This is a genomic window from Bacillus sp. R86525 (genome assembly GCF_042466195.1).
Lineage (GTDB): Bacteria > Bacillota > Bacilli > Bacillales > Bacillaceae_G > Bacillus_A > Bacillus_A nitratireducens.
The window spans coordinates 4,262,165-4,280,468 of record NZ_JAXHPX010000007.1 but is presented as its reverse complement, the minus strand read 5'-3'; the positions used below and the strand labels follow the sequence as shown (position 1 = coordinate 4,280,468).

General features: G+C 37.5%; 19 protein-coding genes. 12 read left to right on the top strand and 7 right to left on the bottom strand.

The genetic code is table 11. The features are described from left to right. The first annotated feature begins 190 nt into the window (after positions 1 to 190). The 3 genes from SJY24_RS24810 (at position 191) to aceA (ending at position 3,944) form a co-directional block, all read left to right on the top strand. Entirely contained in the window at positions 191 to 865 is a 675-nt protein-coding gene (locus SJY24_RS24810; protein WP_377866538.1) for an S-layer homology domain-containing protein, read from the top strand. A gap of 186 nt (positions 866 to 1,051) precedes the next feature. Then, the gene (aceB, locus tag SJY24_RS24805; protein ID WP_377866537.1) at positions 1,052 to 2,641 is read left to right on the top strand and encodes a malate synthase A; all 1,590 of its coding nucleotides are present in this window, start codon (positions 1,052 to 1,054) and stop codon (positions 2,639 to 2,641) included. Between the two features lie 25 nt (positions 2,642 to 2,666). After that, positions 2,667 to 3,944, top strand: a complete 1,278-nt coding sequence (gene aceA / locus SJY24_RS24800; RefSeq protein ID WP_377866536.1) for an isocitrate lyase — start codon at positions 2,667 to 2,669, stop codon at positions 3,942 to 3,944. Positions 3,945 to 3,983: 39 nt separating this feature from the next. Here the strand turns inward: aceA and SJY24_RS24795 are convergent, their stop codons facing one another. Further along, entirely contained in the window at positions 3,984 to 4,478 is a 495-nt protein-coding gene (locus tag SJY24_RS24795; RefSeq protein WP_377866534.1) for a DUF6584 family protein, read from the bottom strand. A gap of 279 nt (positions 4,479 to 4,757) precedes the next feature. On the opposite strand from SJY24_RS24795, the gene cspA reads away from it, so the two are divergent. Together cspA and SJY24_RS24785 are read left to right on the top strand one after the other, a co-directional pair. Then, a complete protein-coding gene (gene cspA / locus SJY24_RS24790; protein ID WP_000218989.1) occupies positions 4,758 to 4,961 on the top strand; it encodes an RNA chaperone/antiterminator CspA in 204 nt (67 codons plus the stop codon). A gap of 61 nt (positions 4,962 to 5,022) precedes the next feature. Then, entirely contained in the window at positions 5,023 to 5,268 is a 246-nt protein-coding gene (locus SJY24_RS24785; RefSeq protein WP_308021525.1) for a hypothetical protein, read from the top strand. A gap of 49 nt (positions 5,269 to 5,317) precedes the next feature. Here SJY24_RS24785 and SJY24_RS24780 read toward each other — a convergent pair whose 3' ends face one another. Then, a complete protein-coding gene (locus SJY24_RS24780; RefSeq protein WP_377866533.1) occupies positions 5,318 to 5,503 on the bottom strand; it encodes a hypothetical protein in 186 nt (61 codons plus the stop codon). 282 nt (positions 5,504 to 5,785) lie between these two features. Between SJY24_RS24780 and SJY24_RS24775 the strand changes: the two genes are divergently transcribed. The 7 genes from SJY24_RS24775 to SJY24_RS24745 all read left to right on the top strand — a co-directional run bounded on the left by SJY24_RS24775 (position 5,786) and on the right by SJY24_RS24745 (position 16,495). Then, complete coding sequence (locus tag SJY24_RS24775; RefSeq protein WP_377866532.1) at positions 5,786 to 6,367, top strand: competence protein ComK; 582 nt, start codon at positions 5,786 to 5,788, stop codon at positions 6,365 to 6,367. A 333-nt stretch (positions 6,368 to 6,700) separates the two neighbouring features. After that, positions 6,701 to 7,294, top strand: coding sequence for a TVP38/TMEM64 family protein (locus SJY24_RS24770; RefSeq protein WP_377866530.1), 594 nt, complete (start codon positions 6,701 to 6,703; stop codon positions 7,292 to 7,294). 56 nt (positions 7,295 to 7,350) lie between these two features. Next, positions 7,351 to 7,914, top strand: a complete 564-nt coding sequence (lepB, locus tag SJY24_RS24765; protein WP_377866529.1) for a signal peptidase I — start codon at positions 7,351 to 7,353, stop codon at positions 7,912 to 7,914. Between the two features lie 116 nt (positions 7,915 to 8,030). Continuing rightward, entirely contained in the window at positions 8,031 to 11,546 is a 3,516-nt protein-coding gene (addB, locus tag SJY24_RS24760; protein WP_377866527.1) for a helicase-exonuclease AddAB subunit AddB, read from the top strand. Next, positions 11,543 to 15,268, top strand: a complete 3,726-nt coding sequence (addA, locus tag SJY24_RS24755; protein ID WP_377866524.1) for a helicase-exonuclease AddAB subunit AddA — start codon at positions 11,543 to 11,545, stop codon at positions 15,266 to 15,268. Before addB ends, addA begins: the two co-directional genes overlap by 4 nt. 23 nt (positions 15,269 to 15,291) lie before the next feature. After that, a complete protein-coding gene (locus SJY24_RS24750; RefSeq protein WP_377866523.1) occupies positions 15,292 to 15,570 on the top strand; it encodes an RNA polymerase alpha subunit C-terminal domain-containing protein in 279 nt (92 codons plus the stop codon). A gap of 217 nt (positions 15,571 to 15,787) precedes the next feature. Continuing rightward, positions 15,788 to 16,495 (top strand): DNA alkylation repair protein, encoded by a 708-nt coding sequence (locus SJY24_RS24745; RefSeq protein WP_377866522.1) that lies wholly within the window; start codon positions 15,788 to 15,790, stop codon positions 16,493 to 16,495. Positions 16,496 to 16,551: 56 nt separating this feature from the next. Here the strand turns inward: SJY24_RS24745 and gerPF are convergent, their stop codons facing one another. The 5 genes from gerPF to gerPB all read right to left on the bottom strand — a co-directional run bounded on the left by gerPF (position 16,552) and on the right by gerPB (position 18,297). Further along, a complete protein-coding gene (gerPF, locus tag SJY24_RS24740) occupies positions 16,552 to 16,767 on the bottom strand; it encodes a spore germination protein GerPF (RefSeq protein WP_001141566.1) in 216 nt (71 codons plus the stop codon). A 42-nt stretch (positions 16,768 to 16,809) separates the two neighbouring features. Further along, a complete protein-coding gene (locus tag SJY24_RS24735; protein ID WP_377866521.1) occupies positions 16,810 to 17,196 on the bottom strand; it encodes a spore germination protein GerPE in 387 nt (128 codons plus the stop codon). A gap of 14 nt (positions 17,197 to 17,210) precedes the next feature. Continuing rightward, on the bottom strand, positions 17,211 to 17,405 hold the full coding sequence (gene gerPD / locus SJY24_RS24730; protein WP_001052805.1) for a spore germination protein GerPD: 195 nt from the start codon (positions 17,403 to 17,405) through the stop codon (positions 17,211 to 17,213). A gap of 6 nt (positions 17,406 to 17,411) precedes the next feature. After that, complete coding sequence (gene gerPC / locus SJY24_RS24725) at positions 17,412 to 18,026, bottom strand: spore germination protein GerPC (protein WP_098763178.1); 615 nt, start codon at positions 18,024 to 18,026, stop codon at positions 17,412 to 17,414. A 64-nt stretch (positions 18,027 to 18,090) separates the two neighbouring features. Continuing rightward, positions 18,091 to 18,297 carry a spore germination protein GerPB gene (gene gerPB, locus SJY24_RS24720; protein ID WP_002116962.1) on the bottom strand — a complete coding sequence of 69 codons (207 nt, stop codon included), beginning with the start codon at positions 18,295 to 18,297 and terminating at the stop codon, positions 18,091 to 18,093. Positions 18,298 to 18,304: the final 7 nt, after the last annotated feature.

Here is an 18,304-nt window from a genome sequence, read left to right as displayed (position 1 = left end):
AGGTTAATTTTAGTTACTTTTTATGTTGAAAAAGTATGGTTTAGTAACTTCATTGTTCACTAAGTATAAAGATAATTATATGAAATGCAGTTCACAAATTAGACAAAACTTATATGGATAAGTGTATTGTTACTTTTTCGTGAATTCTTTATATTAGAAAAAAATATGTTTTTTTTAGGGAGAGAATACAGTGAAGAAAAAGATTTTAAAAGTAGCAACAGCTTTAACAATTATGGGTGGAATTGGATTAAGCACACAAGGTACTACAGCAAATGCTGAAGTAGCTGTGAAACAACAACAAGCTTCTTCTGTTGCATTTAAAGATGTACCGAAGGGGCATTGGTCTTATGAAGCGATCCAAAATCTAGCAGATTGGGGAATCGTTGCTGGTTACGGAGATGGAAGATTCGGTTTTGGTGATAATGTAACACGTGAGCAAGTGGCAGCGTTAATTTATCGTACGATTGATGGAGATCAATACTTTGATGAAGATCATGAGTTTGTGAGTCCATATAAAGATATCGTTGATGACAATTCAACAATGTTCCCGATTGAAATTTTAGCATTAACAGAACTAGAGATCTTTAAAGGTGATGGTAGTGGAAACTTTAGACCAAAAGATACATTAACACGTGCGGAAATGGCAAAAATTTTAATGGAAACATTTGATTTAAAAGTGAAAGGTACACCAGGATTTAAAGATGTACCAGCAGGCCATTGGGCAGCTGAAGCAATTAATGCAGTAGGTTCAAATGGTATTTCATTAGGTGTTGGTTCAGGAAACTTTGCTCCGGGTATGAAAGTAACACGTGAACAATATGCACAGTTCCTATACAAAGCAATTTTAAATGATCAGCAACAATAATTTATAAAAAAGAGTCAGTGTTATATAACACTGACTCTTTTTTTGTTGAGATAATACTGGATAAATACAGTTTTGTAAAAAAATCATTAAATTTTCAAAAAAAACTTCCTTTTCTGAAGATTTGTTATATAATATAAAACATAAAATCAAATCTGTTATAAAACAGTTTAAGAAGGGGATGCTAATATGTCGACGCAAACTTCACGGGTTACACTCGTTGGAGAAATGTTATCAGCGTACAACGAAATATTGACACCTGAGGCGCTTAGTTTTTTAAAGAAACTACATGGAAATTTCAATGAACGCCGCACGGAACTTTTACAAAAGCGTGTGGAGAAACAAAAAAGAATTGATGCAGGGGAGTTTCCTACGTTTTTAGAAGAAACAAAGCATATACGTGAAGGTGATTGGACAATCGCTGAGCTTCCGAAAGATTTAGAGGATCGTCGTGTGGAGATTACTGGACCAGTAGATAGAAAGATGGTCATTAACGCTTTAAATTCAGGAGCACATCTTTTTATGGCAGACTTTGAAGATTCGAATGCGCCAACTTGGAGAAATGCTGTTGAAGGCCAAATTAACTTACGAGATGCTACTAGGGGAACGATCTCACACAAAAATGAGAACGGAAAAGAATATCGTTTAAATAGTAAAACGGCTGTCTTAATCGTGCGTCCGAGAGGGTGGCATTTAGAAGAAAAGCATATGCAAGTTGACGGCAAGAACATGTCTGGCAGTTTGGTGGATTTTGGATTGTACTTTTTCCATAATGCGAAGACGCTTTTAGCAAAAGGAAGTGGGCCATACTTTTATTTACCTAAAATGGAAAGTTACTTAGAGGCAAGATTATGGAATGACGTTTTCGTATTCGCTCAAAAGTATATCGGTATTCCGAACGGAACGATTAAAGCGACTGTGTTAATAGAAACGATTCACGCTTCATTTGAAATGGATGAAATTTTGTATGAACTAAGAGATCATTCTGCGGGTTTAAACTGCGGACGATGGGATTATATATTTAGTTTCTTAAAGAGTTTCCGAAATCATAATGAATTTTTACTTCCAGATAGAGCGCAAGTCACGATGACAGCGCCGTTTATGCGCGCGTATTCTTTGAAAGTTATTCAAACGTGTCATCGCCGTAATGCGTCAGCAATCGGAGGGATGGCAGCGCAAATTCCAATTAAGAATGATCCAGAAGCAAATGAGGCGGCTTTTGAGAAAGTGCGTGCTGATAAGGAGCGCGAAGCTTTAGATGGACATGACGGGACTTGGGTTGCCCACCCGGGACTTGTACCGGTTGCAATGGAAGTATTTAATCACATAATGAAAACGCCAAATCAAATTTTTAGAAAGCGTGAAGAAATACGTGTAACAGAAAAGGACTTATTAGAAGTACCGATGGGAACGATTACAGAAAGTGGGCTTCGCACGAATATTAACGTCGGTATTCAATATATTGCATCTTGGTTAAGCGGGCGGGGAGCAGCTCCAATTTATAACTTAATGGAAGATGCAGCAACAGCAGAAATATCAAGAGCACAAGTATGGCAGTGGATTCGTCATGAGGGTGGAAAGCTAAGTGATGGCCGTGATATCACTTTTAAATTGATGGAAGAATTGAAAGAAGAAGAACTAGCAAAAATAGAAAGAGAGATTGGTAAGGAAGCGTTTAAGAAAGGGGGATTTGCAGAAGCTACAAAACTGTTTACAAACCTTGTTCGTAATAACGAGTTCATGCCGTTTTTAACATTACCGGGTTATGAAATTTTATAAGAAACAAGAAAAGGGGATGGAACATATGAAAAACGAAAGAATTGATAAATTGCAAGAAAGTTGGGAGTTAGATACACGCTGGAAAGGGATTACACGTCCATATTCAGCTGAAGATGTAATTCGTCTGCGCGGATCAATTGATATTGAACATACGTTAGCGCGCTGCGGTGCGGAGAAGCTTTGGAAATCACTTCATACAGAAGATTATGTTAATGCACTTGGGGCATTAACAGGAAACCAAGCGATGCAACAAGTGAAGGCTGGATTAAAAGCAATTTATTTAAGCGGTTGGCAAGTAGCGGCAGATGCGAATCTTTCTGGACATATGTATCCTGATCAAAGCTTATACCCAGCGAACAGTGTACCAGCTGTTGTAAAGCGAATTAACCAAACACTTCAACGTGCTGATCAAATTCAGCATATGGAAGGTAGCGGTGATACGGATTATTTCGTCCCAATTGTGGCGGATGCTGAAGCTGGTTTTGGTGGACAGTTAAACGTATTTGAACTAATGAAAGGAATGATTGAAGCGGGTGCATCTGGCGTGCATTTTGAAGACCAATTATCTTCAGAGAAAAAATGCGGGCATTTAGGCGGAAAAGTATTATTACCGACGCAAACAGCGGTGCGTAATTTAATTTCGGCACGTCTTGCTGCGGATGTAATGGGTGTACCAACAATTATCGTCGCAAGAACAGATGCAGATGCGGCAGATTTAATTACGAGCGATATCGATCCAGTTGATCAAGAGTTTATTACAGGTGAAAGAACACCAGAAGGGTTTTATCGTACGAAAGCAGGTCTTGATCAAGCAATTGCACGTGGTTTAGCGTATGCGCCGTATGCAGATCTCGTTTGGTGTGAAACGTCGGAGCCAAATTTAGAAGATGCAAAACGTTTTGCAGACGCAATTCATAAGAAATATCCAGGGAAGCTACTCGCTTACAACTGCTCCCCTTCATTTAACTGGAAACAAAAGTTAGATGAAAAAACGATTGCAAGCTTCCAAAAAGAAATTGCATCATACGGTTATAAATTCCAGTTCGTAACGCTTGCTGGATTCCATTCATTAAATTACGGCATGTTTGAATTGGCGCGTGGTTATAAAGAGCGCGGCATGGCAGCGTACTCTGAATTACAACAAGCAGAGTTCGCAGCAGAAAAAGATGGTTACTCTGCAACGCGCCATCAACGCGAAGTAGGAACAGGATACTTTGATGAAGTAGCACAAGTAATTACGGGCGGTACTTCATCAACGACTGCTTTAAAAGGATCTACGGAAGAAGAACAGTTTACGAAATAATGATAGAAGTAGGTGCCTGTTATAGGCATCTACTTCTATTTAAAATATCCAATCTAATATAGTGAATATACCAACGATAGCAGTAAAAAGAAGGAATGCGAATAATGCTAGACAGCCCCATGTAAATAGTTTGTCTTTCCATGTTTCTTCATAATCATCAATTAGTTCCTCTACCACTTTTTTCTGCAATGGCTGTAAAGGATGTTCGGTGTGTAGTCCTGTAATAATGTTACGATCTCCTTTGAATTTTAAAGCACGTACAATATGATAAGGGTCGTTTCCCATCGATTTTTCAAATTGTAGACATGCCGCGTGCATAACATCTGTTTTCTCTTTTTCAAGATACCAATACCGGCCAGCCATTTCTGGGTATTGTAATGTAAAGTAAATATCACCGAGTTTTTTTCTAAGTTCTAATTCATTCGGATAAGTAGCGATTAATCCGTGTAATCTATCTCTTGCTTTTCCAAGGTTGTTATTTTTAAGATCTTTTTCAATTCTCTTTAATGTTTTTTCAGGGATTATTTCTGCCATATACGCCTCCTTATTAGAATAGGTGTGGTTATATTTTATAAGAAATAATAAAATTTAGAAATTTTATTTTTAAAAAGGATTGTACATTCTATTTTAAGTATGCTATGATAATACCAGTTGAATAATTAAATTAAGCAATCCATATATTATCAAGTGCCGAAAACAAACGGGGAAAAGTATGTGAGAACTAGTTTATGTTTCGAATTTGATAATGTGTGGATTCTTTTTTTATACATGAAGACTAAATAATAAAATGTATTTTCTTAGGAGGAAATAATTATGACAGTTACAGGACAAGTAAAATGGTTTAACAACGAAAAAGGCTTCGGTTTCATCGAAGTTCCAGGCGAAAACGATGTATTCGTACATTTCTCTGCAATCGAAACTGAAGGTTTCAAATCTTTAGAAGAAGGCCAAAAAGTTAGCTTCGAAATCGAAGAAGGCAACCGTGGACCTCAAGCTAAAAACGTAATCAAACTATAATTTTATAGTTTATCATAGAAAAAAGGATGGCTTATGCCATCCTTTTTTTTGTTGTTGAGATATACGATATTATATTAGTAATAAAGACAGCCTAAAAAGTACGATTGAAGAAATAAAGGTGTATTCGAAAGCTTATGAAAATGATAAAGTGACGGTAATTGACTTGAGGAAGTCTCATTCTCGGTATTTAAATCAAGAACCATATATAATCATAGTACAGGTCGAAAGAGATACAGAGAATCTTGGAAGAACATGTGAATATGAGGAAGAAAAAATAGTAGTTTTTTTTGAGGATGAAGAAGAATGAAGGAAATGGTAATCGGTATGTAAAAAGGCTTTCCGTAAAGGAAGGCCTTTTAGTGTTCTTTCACAGCTTTTTTCTTTTCACGTTTCTTACATTCTGGACAATTAGATTTACGAAAAGGCTTCGCGAAGAACAGTAAAATAAAAAATAAACCGAATATAATACTCGCTGAATTTTTTACGATAACAATGCTACTATTTTTCATTTGAATTGTTGGATGATCTTGCTTTTCTTCCATAATAGACCTCCATATATTGGATTTATATTTTAATTATAGCAAAGTTAATTGTTGTAATGATGTGAAAAGAGGAAGCGATTATAAATATTTATAGATAGTATGAATAATTTTTGTACAGGTTCAAATTATTTTATTATTATATAGTTACTTTTAAATTTAATAAATGTTTGATAAATGATAAAGTATTGTAAAAAAGGGGAATCTGTAAAGCATTTCCTTTTCATAGGTGCTAAAATTATACATGCAGCTGCTACTATAAATAGAAAAAGGAGATAGTAGAATATGGAAAGTAAAGTGGAACGTTATGTCGAAAATTATGTTGTAAGTAAAAATACGATGGCCTTACTTCCTGTTGTTCTAGGAGAAAAGAAAGTGGTTACGCGAATTGTTGAAATGGAAGATTCTTTTTTCGTATTTCAAAAACCTCTCGATATTATAGAGAGAAGTTGCCGGAAACATGGTTCTAGTTTTTTTGGAAGAAAAGAAGGAACGAAGGAGTTAACTAGTATTACACATAAAGCTCCTATCGCAGTTAGCCCGACAGATCAACTTTATTTTTTCCCCACGTATTCTTATTCTAGAAAAGAGTGTGCGTGGTTGTCTCATTTTCATATTGAAAATAATAAAGAATTAAAAGATGGAAATCTTATTATTAGATTTATAAATGGTTTCGCTGTGAAATTAGAAATATCCAAAAGCAGCTTTGAAAATCAGCAAAATCGTACGGCGAAATTACGGACAGAGTATGAAGACCGTAAGAAAAAACAAGGAAATCCTTGTTTTAAAGAGATTGATAAAAGTGAAGAATCTAAATTAACGCCAGCCTATGAGAAAGTGTATTTTGTGAGGGAAGGCGAAGTGTGAGAGGATGGGGGAATCCCCGTCCTTTTTATTAGTCCGTTTTTATCGGAAAATCGCTGATGAAAATTGAGTTGTGGTCGATAAATTTGAAAAATCGCCGTTATAATTTCATTTACCGGAAAAATCATCAAAAAATATTGTTCCTCAAACAACCAAACATACAACAAACCTTGTCGAATATTGAAAGATTATCATAGCATAATAATGAAGGAATTCTAGCGAATGATATGGAAACTTTAATAAATACATCTCCATATGTCGTATCTACCATTTCCTCTTTCATTTAAGCGATGATACAGTAGAGGTAGTAATTAGAGTAAAGGGGTAAAGTGTAGAATGGATTTTCAAACAATCAAAGAATATTTTTCACCAGAAAATATGGATCACATTGTTGAAAGTTATAAAGCGTTCGGGCCGCTTCTTGGTATTGGTTTACCGATGATAGAGGCGCTTATTCCAGCATTGCCTCTCATTGTGTTTGTACTGGCGAATGCTGTTGCATTTGGTTTTTGGTTCGGTTTTCTTTATTCGTGGCTTGGATCAGTAATTGGTGCAATGCTTGTATTTTTCATCATTCGTAGCTTTGGAAGAACGCGTTTCTTTTCTTTTGTAAATAAACATGAGAGAGTGCGAAAGGCGATGGGATGGATTGAAAGAAAAGGATTTGCGCCAATCTTTGTCATATTCTGTTTTCCGTTCACACCATCTGCGCTTATAAACGTTGTAGCTGGTTTGTCTCGCGTTAGCGTAAAACAGTTTGGACTAGCATTAGCATTTGGAAAGCTTGTTATGATCTTTATTTTAACGTATATCGGTCATGATTTAGTGTCATTTATTCATAATCCGGTGAAATCGGTTATTGTTGGTATTGTTATTTTTATTTTATGGTATGTAGGTAAAAAAATTGAAGTAAAGTTAGAACTACATTAGGAAAAGTCTTCTTTGTAAAGATAAGCTTCATTATTAAAGGGCGAGGGGAGAAGCGAATGAAGAAAACTTTGAAAAAAGAAGGGCTAGAGTGGATAAGAACAATTTTAATTGGTGTACTATTAGCTGTATTTTTTCGAACGTTTTTCTTTTCAACGTACGTTGTAGAGGGGAAGTCAATGATGCCGACATTGCAAGATGGAAATATGCTCGTTGTGAATAAGGTGAGTTATCAAGTAGGGGACTTGAACAGGTTTGATGTCGTCGTTTTTCATGCGAATAAAAAAGAGGACTATGTAAAGCGAATTATCGGTTTACCTGGTGATCATATCGAATATAAGCATGATAAACTATATATAAACGGACAATTCGTGGAGGAACCTTATTTAGAGGCGTATAAGAAAGAGACAAATGGACGGCAATTAACAGGTGATTTTAAATTAGAAGAATTAACGAAAGAAAAGTTTGTACCACCTGGTTCTATTTTTGTAGTTGGTGACAACCGCCTTGGTAGCTGGGATAGTAGGCACTTCGGTTTTGTGAAAGCAGATACAGTTGTTGGTAAAGTTGATTTACGATATTGGCCGATTCAAGAGGTGCAAACGAATTTTTCAAAAGGTTGATATAATGAATAGTAGTATAGGAAAAGGCAAACAACTCGGTTTGTCTTTTTTCGTGTCCTATAATACAATTATGGTAGCAAACTAACGTTCGTTATGTAAGTGAAAGGTGGGGTTACATGTCACTTCGATTTGTGATTGGTAGAGCTGGAAGTGGAAAAAGTACACTTTGTTTACACGAAGTGCAAGAAGAGTTAAAGCAGCGCCCAAGAGGGAAAACAATATTATATCTTGTGCCAGAACAGATGACATTCCAAACGCAGCAGGCGTTAATTGGGAGCGAAGAGGTAAGAGGTTCTATTCGGGCACAAGTTTTTAGTTTTTCGCGATTAGCGTGGAAGGTGCTGCAAGAAGTTGGCGGAGCGAGTCGTCTTCATATTGATGAAGCTGGTGTACATATGTTGCTTCGTAAAATTGTAGAATCTCGTAAAGATGGACTATCTGTGTTTCAAAAAGCAGCGGAGCAAAACGGCTTTTTTGAACATCTTGGTAGTATGATTGCGGAGTTTAAACGTTACAATGTGACGCCATCTAACGTATATGAAATGTGGCAACAATTAGATGCGCATAGTAGTAGTGCAGAGCAAAAGCTACTAGCGAATAAAGTGTATGATTTACAGTTACTATATGATGATTTTGAACGTGCTTTAATCGGAAAATATTTAGATTCAGAAGACTACTTACAATTATTAATTGAGAAGCTTTCAGACTCTGAGTATGTAAAAGACGCGGAAATTTATATAGATGGATTCCATTCATTTTCCCCTCAAGAGCTAGAAATCGTTAGAGGGCTAATGAGATTAGGAACTAGAGTAACAATAACATTAACGATAGATGAAAAAACGTTAGCGCAGCCAGTGAATGAACTAGATTTATTTTATGAAACGACGTTAACGTATGAAAGAATAAAACAAGTAGCGCGTGAAGAGAAAATAGAGGTTGAAAAAACAATTCCACTTATGGAACAGCCTCGTTTTCATTCGCAAGCATTAGCACATTTAGAAATGCATTACGAAGCGCGTCCAAATGAAAAGTTTCACGGTGAAGCGAGTGTGACAATTAGTACAGCAGCTAATTTACGGGCTGAAATAGAAGGTGTTGCTCGTGAAATTCGAAGACTTGTGGCGGCTGAAGACTATCGTTACCGAGATATCGCAGTCCTTCTTCGTAATGGTGAAAGTTATTACGATGTAATGCGAACGTTATTTACGGATTATAATATCCCGCATTTCATCGATGAAAAACGCCCGATGTCACATCATCCGCTAGTAGAATGTATTCGTTCGGCTTTAGAGATTATTAGCGGGAATTGGCGTTATGATGCGGTATTCCGCTGTGTGAAAACAGAGCTTTTATATCCATTAGGTGTAAAAAAAGAAGCGATGCGCGAAGAGATGGATGAGTTCGAAAACTATTGTTTAGCATACGGTGTACAAGGGAAGAGATGGACTTCTGAAGATCCGTGGATGTATCGCCGCTATCGTTCTCTTGATGATGCGAGCGAAATGATAACAGATAGTGAACGTGAAATGGAAGAGAAAATAAATCGACTTCGTGACGTTGTAAGAACGCCAGTTATTCGTATGCAAAAAAGACTGAAGCGTGCTGGAACAGTTATGCAAATGTGCGAAGCGGTATATTTATTTTTAGAGGAGCTTGACGTTCCGAAAAAACTAGAAGAATTACGTGTTCGTGCAGAAGAAAATGGAGATTTCTTATTTGCGACAGACCATGAGCAAGTATGGGAAGAAGTGATGAATCTTCTTGATACGTTCGTTGAGATGCTTGGTGAGGAGAAAATGTCACTATCTATGTTCACGGAGGTTATGTCGACAGGTCTTGAGGCACTTCAATTTGCGAACATTCCGCCGTCATTAGATCAAGTGTTAGTTGCTAACATTGATCATTCTAGATTATCCAATATTAAAGCGACGTTCATTATTGGAGTAAACGAAGGTGTGATTCCAGCAGCGCCTATGGATGAAGGTATGCTTTCTGATGAGGAAAGAAATGTTCTCACCGCTGCAGGTATCGAATTAGCACCAACGACGAGACAAACTTTATTAGAAGAACAGTTCGTTATGTATCAAATGGTGACGAGGGCATCGGAGAAGGTATACATTTCTTGTCCGCTTGCAGATGAGGAAGGGAAGACATTACTTGCGTCTAGCTTTATTAAGAAAATAAAAAGAATGTTCCCTGATGTGAAAGAATCATTTATTACAAATGACGTAAATGACTTATCACGTTCGGAACAAATTTCATACGTGGCAACGCCAGAAGTGACATTGTCTTATGTCATGCAGCAGCTGCAAACATGGAAGCGATACGGATTTGAAGGTAATTTAGACTTTTGGTGGGATGTATATAACTTCTACGTTACTTCCGATGAATGGAAGCAAAAAAGTAGCCGCGTGTTATCGAGTTTATTCTACCGAAATCGTGCACAGAAATTAAGTACAGCTGTAAGTAGGGATTTATATGGAGATACAATTAAGGGAAGCGTTTCTCGTATGGAATTATTTAACCGTTGTGCGTACGCTCATTTCGCACAGCACGGTTTATCGCTAAGAGAGCGTGATATTTTCAAACTTGATGCGCCAGATATCGGTGAACTATTCCATGCAGCGCTGAAGAGAATTGCAGACAGGTTATTACGTGAAAACCGTACTTGGGCAGATTTATCAATAAAAGAGTGTGAGCATCTTTCTACTTTAGTAATAGAAGAAATTGCACCATTATTACAAAGACAAATTTTATTAAGTTCAAACCGTCATTTCTATTTAAAACAAAAACTACAACAAATCATTTTCCGTACATCACTTATTCTTCGTGAACATGCGAAGTCTAGTGGTTTTGTACCAGTTGATTTAGAGGTACCGTTCGGTATGGGCGGGACTGGATCGCTTCCGCCAATGGAATTTGCGTTGCCAAATGGTGTGAAGATGGAAGTAGTGGGCCGTATTGACCGTGTTGATAAGGCGGAAGATGAGAGTGGTACGTTCCTTCGTATTATTGACTATAAATCAAGTTCGAAAGCGTTAGATTTAACAGAAGTGTATTACGGACTCGCGCTTCAAATGTTAACGTATTTAGATGTTGTTACTTCAAATGCACATACGTGGATGAAAAAGGGTGGTACTGCATCACCGGCGGGTGTATTGTATTTCCATATTCATAACCCGATTGTTGAGATGAAAGGCGATGCATCTGAAGAAGAAATTGAGAAAGAAATTTTAAAGAAATTTAAAATGAAAGGGCTCGTACTAGGAGATGCTGACGTTGTTCGTTTAATGGATAATAAACTTTCAACAGGAAGCTCTGATATTATTTCTGCTGGTCTGAAAAAAGATGGTAGTTTTAGTGCGCGTTCTAGCATTGCAAGTGAACAAGAATTTAACGTACTTCAAAAATATGTACACCACTCGTTTGAAAATATCGGAAAAGACATCACAGAAGGTGTTATCGATATTGCTCCTTACAAAAAGGGGAATAAAGCGGCTTGTACGTTCTGTAACTTTAAATCTGTTTGTCAGTTTGATGAATCACTTGAAGATAATCAATTCCGTACGTTAAAAGATATGAAAGATAGCGAAGCAATGGAGAAAATTAGAGAGGAGGTTGGCGGAGAATGATAGAAAATTGGCCTCAGAAACCAGAAGGTAGTCAATGGACAGATGACCAGTGGAAAGCGGTTGTAGCGAACGGACGTGACATTTTAGTCGCGGCAGCAGCAGGATCAGGGAAAACAGCAGTATTAGTTGAACGTATTATTAAAAAGATTATAAGTGAGGAAAATCCAGTCGATGTCGACCGCCTGCTCGTTGTAACATTTACGAATGCAGCGGCGCAAGAAATGAAAAATCGAATTGGAGAAGCGTTAGAAAAAGTATTAATTGATGGGCCAGGTTCACAGCATATAAGAAAGCAGCTTAGCTTATTAAATAAAGCCTCCATTTCAACAATCCATTCATTTTGTTTACAAGTGATTAGAGGATACTACTACATGCTTGATGTCGATCCTCGTTTCCGTATTGCGAACCAAACAGAAAATGAATTGTTAAAAGAAGAAGTGCTAGATGACATATTAGAAGAAGAGTATGGAATCGAAGATAATAGTATTTTCTTTGAACTCGTTGATCGTTATACGAGCGATCGTAGTGACGATGACTTACAACGAATGATTTTAGCGCTTCATACAGAATCAAGAGCGCATCCAAACCCGGAAAAATGGCTTGATAAATTAGTAGAAGCATACGACGTGGAAGGAAAGACGATTGAAGATTTAGTGTACGCTTCTTACTTATTGGAAGATGTGAAATTCCAGCTGGAAACAGCGGAAGAGCATATTCGTAAAGCGACTGAACTCGCAATGCTTCCTGACGGTCCGGCGCCTCGCGTTGAAACGTTACAAGCGGATTTAGCTTTACTTGGAACGTTATCCTCAGCAGCTCGTGGGTCATGGACAAGCGTTTATGAAGCGATGCAAAACGTATCGTGGCAAACGCTAAAGCGTATTAAGAAAAGTGATTACAACGAAGATGTTGTAAAACAAGTAGATTCTCTTCGTAATAAAGCGAAAGATGAAGTAAAGAAATTACAAGAAGAACTATTTAGCCGCAGACCTGAAAGTTTCTTACGAGATTTTCAAGATATGCATCCTGTATTAGAAAAACTCGTGAAGCTTGTAAAAGTATTTACAGAGCGTTTCCAAGCGATTAAAAGAGATAAAGGAATGGTCGATTTCACAGATTTAGAGCATTTCTGTTTACAAATTTTAAGTGAACAAAGTGAAAATGGTGAGATGAAGCCATCAGCAGTAGCGCTTCAATATCGTAATAAATTTGCTGAAGTACTAGTCGACGAATATCAAGATACGAACTTCGTACAGGAATCAATTATCAAATTCGTAACGAAAGATTCTGAGAGTGAAGGTAACTTGTTCATGGTAGGTGACGTGAAACAGTCAATTTATCGTTTCCGACTAGCAGAACCAGGACTGTTTTTAGGGAAATACAAACGATTCACACAAGAAGGATTAGACGGCGGAATGAAGATTGACTTAGCGAAAAACTTCCGTAGCCGTCATGAAGTACTAGCTGGTACGAATTTTATCTTCAAACAAATTATGGGCGAAGAAGTCGGAGAAATTGATTATGATGCTGACGCTGAATTAAAGCTAGGTGCTAGCTATCCAGAAGGTGGAGATGTAGCGGCAGAGCTATTATGTATTCAGCAAACAGAAGAAGAAGTGCAAGACGGAGAAGAAGGTGCCGAAGTAGAAAAAGCACAGCTTGAAGCTCGTCTTATGGCGCAGCGTATTAAAGCAATGGTCGATTCAGGTTATGAAGTGTATGATCGTAAAACTGATAGTATGCGCCAAGTACAATACCGTGATTTCGTTATTTTACTTCGCTCCATGCCGTGGGCGCCGCAAATTATGGAAGAGTTAAAATTACAAGGAATTCCGGTATATGCTGACCTTGCGACTGGTTACTTTGAAGCGACAGAAGTAAATATTATGATGAACGTATTCCGCGTTATTGATAATCCGATGCAAGATATTCCGCTTGCAGCTGTACTTCGTTCACCGATCGTTGGATTGAATGACGAAGAACTTGCAACGCTTCGTGCTCACGGAAAGAAAGGTTCATTTTATGAAGTGATGAGTTCATTCTTAAAAGGAGCACCGCTTGAAGAAGAACAAGAATTGCATGATAAATTAGAGTGGTTTTATAACCTACTGCAAGGGTGGCGTGAATTTGCGCGACAACAATCACTTTCCGATTTAATTTGGAAAGTGTACGGTGAGACAGGCTATTACGACTTTGTCGGCGGTTTACCAGCCGGAAAGCAAAGGCAGGCAAACTTACGCGTACTATATGACCGTGCAAGACAATATGAAGCAACATCGTTTAGAGGATTATTCCGCTTCTTACGTTTTATTGAGCGTATTTTAGAACGCGGAGATGATATGGGAACGGCGAGAGCTCTTGGAGAACAAGAAGACGTTGTTCGCATTATGACGATTCATAAAAGTAAAGGGCTAGAGTTCCCAGTCGTATTTGTAGCTGGACTTGGTCGTCGCTTTAATACACAAGATTTAATGAAACGCTTCTTACTTCATAAAGATTTCGGTTTCGGTTCACAATTTATCGATCCTCGTAAACGAATTAAATATACGACATTATCACAACTAGCGATTAAGCGTAAAATGAAAATGGAATTAATTGCGGAAGAAATGCGCGTATTATACGTAGCGTTAACGCGTGCAAAAGAGAAGCTAATTTTAATCGGAACAGTTAAGGATGCCAATAAGGAAATGGAAAAATGGCTCGATGCGCGGGAGCATAGTGAATGGTTATTACCAGACCATATACGTGCCGGAGCGTCTTGCTATTTAGACTGGATTGCACCTTCATTATATAGACACCGTGATAGTGAAATGCTTCTTGAACTAGGACAAGGAAATATTCCAGGTGATATTTATGAGTATGACACTAGCTGGAAAGTAGAAGTTGTTGACGGAAAAGATTTACTTGCACCAGAACCAGTTCAAGAAGAGAAACAAGAATTGTTAGAAGCGCTTCGTGAGAAAAAGGCTGTTCCGTTAGAAAGTGAACGGAAAGAAGAAGTGTACGATAGATTAATGTGGGAATACGGGTATGAGGACGCAACATCGCACCGTGCGAAACAATCTGTTACAGAAATAAAGAGAAATTATCAGTCTGAAGAAGGTAGCGATAACGCCTTTATTAAAAAACTTCGTGCACCAATTAAAACACGTCCGCGCTTTATGGAGAAAAAAGGACTAACGTACGCTGAGCGAGGGACAGCAGTCCATGCCGTTATGCAACATGTAGATTTGAAGAAACCAATTACGATTGAAGTTCTTCAAGAACAAATTGCAAGAATGGTAAATACAGAACTATTAACATTTGAACAAGCTGAAGAAATAGCGATTGAAAAAGTCATTTCATTCTTTGATAGTGACTTAGGAAAAAGGGTACTAGCAGCAAAAAGTGTTGAGCGTGAAGTACCATTTACGATGATGCTTTCAGCAGAAGAAGCGTATCAAGATTGGCAAGGGAAGAAAGGCGAAACAATACTTGTCCAAGGGGTTATCGACTGTATGATCGAAGAGGAAGACGGAATTACTTTAATCGACTTTAAAACAGATACGATTGAAGGAAAGTTTCCAGGTGGATTTGATCAAGCGAAACCAATTTTAGAAAACCGATACAAAGTGCAGCTTTCACTATATGCAAAAGCACTCGAGAAAAGCTTAAAACATCCTGTGAAAGAGAAGTGTTTATACTTCTTTGATGGGAACCATGTTGTAAAGGTTGAGGAATAGAGCTTAGAAAGAGGTTATGGAGTATGGCGACGTTAAGAACTTGTGATCAAGGACACGAGTATTATAAAAGTAGCGATTGCCCAACTTGTCCAACCTGTGAGAAAGAGAGAAAGCCAAAAGAAGGCTTTCTTTCTCTTCTTTCAGCACCAGCAAGGCGAGCGTTAGAACACTATGGAGTTCACACTGAAGAAGAACTTTCAAAGTACAGTGAAAAAGAAATTTTGAAACTGCACGGTATAGGACCGGCATCTTTACCTAAATTGAGAGCGGCTTTAGTAGATAAGGGATTATCATTTAAATAAAGAAAAACTAATCATTAGTGAGGAGTAGCATCTTAACTAATGATTAGTTTATATAATTGGTATTAATTAGCCGGATAAACGCGTATAACGAAATCTCATTTTGAAAATCTTAAATCGATGGGCAAAACGCTTTAACAGATGAATTTATGAAGTGTAGAGAACTTGATAAAGAATATAAGTGAATTGATTATAATAGTAAGAAAGGAAGTGCAATACTATGGATTTCGAAACAGTAATGCAAGAGCTTGAAACTCTCGGCAAGGAACGGACTAAAAAAATATACATATCCAATGGTGCAAAGGAGCCACTTTTTGGAGTAGCTACAGGTGCTATGAAACCAATCGCGAAGAAAATAAAAATCAATCAAAGTTTAGCTGAAGAGCTTTATGCTACAGGTAACTATGATGCGATGTACTTTGCAGGCATTATTGCAGATCCAAAAACTATGAACGAATCGGATTTTAATCGTTGGATGGATGGGGCGTACTTTTATATGTTGTCCGATTATGTGGTGGCAGTAACTTTATCTGAATCAGATTTTGCACAAGACGTGGCTGATAAATGGATTGCAAGTGGTGACGAACTAAGAATGTCAGCGGGTTGGAGTTGCTACTGCTGGCTTTTAGGGAATCGAAAAGACCATGAATTTTCCGAAAGTAAGATTGCCAATATGCTAGAAGTTGTAAAAAATGCAATTCATGTTGCGCCAGAACGTACGAAATCCGCTATGAATAATTTTCTAAACACCGTGGGGATTTCATATGTGCCGCTACATGAAAAGGCAGTTGAAACTGCAAAGGAAGTAGGCATAGTGGAGCTAAAACGGGACAATAAGAAAAGCAGTTTTCTAAATGCTCACGAAAGTATTCATAAAGAACTTGATAGAGGAAGACTCGGATTCAAACGTAAATATGTAAGATGTTAAAAATAGAAGAAACAGCCCTAGCTCTACACAAAATAGAGCTAAAAGCTGTTTCTTTTTTACGCTGTTCCAATTTGATCTTGGTCTGCAACGTCCGAATCGAATGTATTTGTTGCACTAACGCCGTTAAAAGTGTTGACGACAAATCCGACATTGGAAGCCCCAGAGCCGTTATAAGCTTTCGTATTTTCTTTCGGAGACACGTTATAAAAATCTCCTAAGTTGAAAGAGCCGTTACTGTTTTGAACGACAAGATTTCCTACAACCGAAGGCATACCATCCACCTACTTTACTAAGCTTTTTAATTACTATATGAATTATTTAGGGGAAGGTTCATCAGTAATAAATTGGCGGATTTGTAGCGTACGAGAATTATTAAAAACATAGTCAACATTGCCAATTTGGAAGCACGCGGAATTTAAAATTGTTCGCAAGTGAACATCATTTACTTCAATGAAAGGGCACTCATTTACAATGTTCATTTTTACATCTGTTGTTCGCTTTGGAATTGTAATGTGTTCATCTGTAAAGATTTCAAACGCATCAAAACGACCTTCACCTTTTATATAACAAGGGATTTCTCGATGAACGATAAGCGCTCTATTTTTTAATTCTATTTGATTAGCATCCCCGGCCTGGAAGACAGCTGCAACCCCCATAGAAATGATAGAAACATTTTGTACTATTGAAGTATGACGGAGCATAATTTTCCCTCTCCTCAACCTGGAGTCGGAGGGACATCTGTTACTAATGGTACAAATGGTCCCTCTGTAACGGATTCGAATGGCGTATCAAGAATAGAAGAAAGGATGAGGAGGTTTGCATCTCCAATTAAAAATAATGCGGAAGAAGAAACCCCGTTCATTTTAATCTGGCCTACTTTTAACTCGCGGTTTACAACATTTAAATTCATACATACTCACTCCTTTCGGAAATTGCCCGGTATGTGTTGAATAAAGGAAAGGAACGCCTTGTCAATATCTTGTTTCATCGCTTGAATAATGATGTCTCGTAAATAATCGGGATCTGTGGAAATACCCTCATACGATTGAACTTGTGATAAATAATATGGAAGTCTATGTTCCATCTGTTTTTTTATGTCATCCACCATCATTTGTCGATACATCTCATCAAGCGGCGTTCTCTCTTCTTGTTCAAAATGGAGAATTCGACTATATGCTTCTTCATCTAAATAGCGATGCATTTCTTGGAGGATACCTTGATAAAAGTCTGGATTTGTTTCTGTTTCAGGATTTACTTTTAATGTTTCTGTATCCACTTGAAAATCTTCAATTTGTTGCCCTTTTGTTGAAAATGGATTCAAGCCAATATTTAAAGTACCGTTTAAATTTTCTACTTTTAATTGATCGAATTTATATTCCACTTTTCCTATAGAAGAGGAGGGACGACTTTTTAACTCATTAAGCTCTTCTTGTAGTAGGCGAACTTGATCTTCAAGATTTAGAATAGTTTGCTGCTGTATTTGAAGAGCTTGCTGAAGTTGGTTTAGGTAAGTATATATATCTTGATTCATTTTGTGAAACCTCCTTTTCAATAGGGAGGGTATATTACTGCTATATATTTATGATAATGCTGGTCTAAGAAGAACTAGTTGAAGGCTTAATGGAAATAATTTGTCCTTTCGCACTTAAAGGGCGAAGCGGCTCTGTAAATCCGCCAGTATTTGAGAATTTAGAAAGAGCCTTAATACTACCTGCAGTTCCAATTTGAAAAACGGAAGAGGTCGTAATGCTATCGATTTTAATGCTGTTAATGATGATACTTTGGTTCACATAAAAATTCAAAGCAATC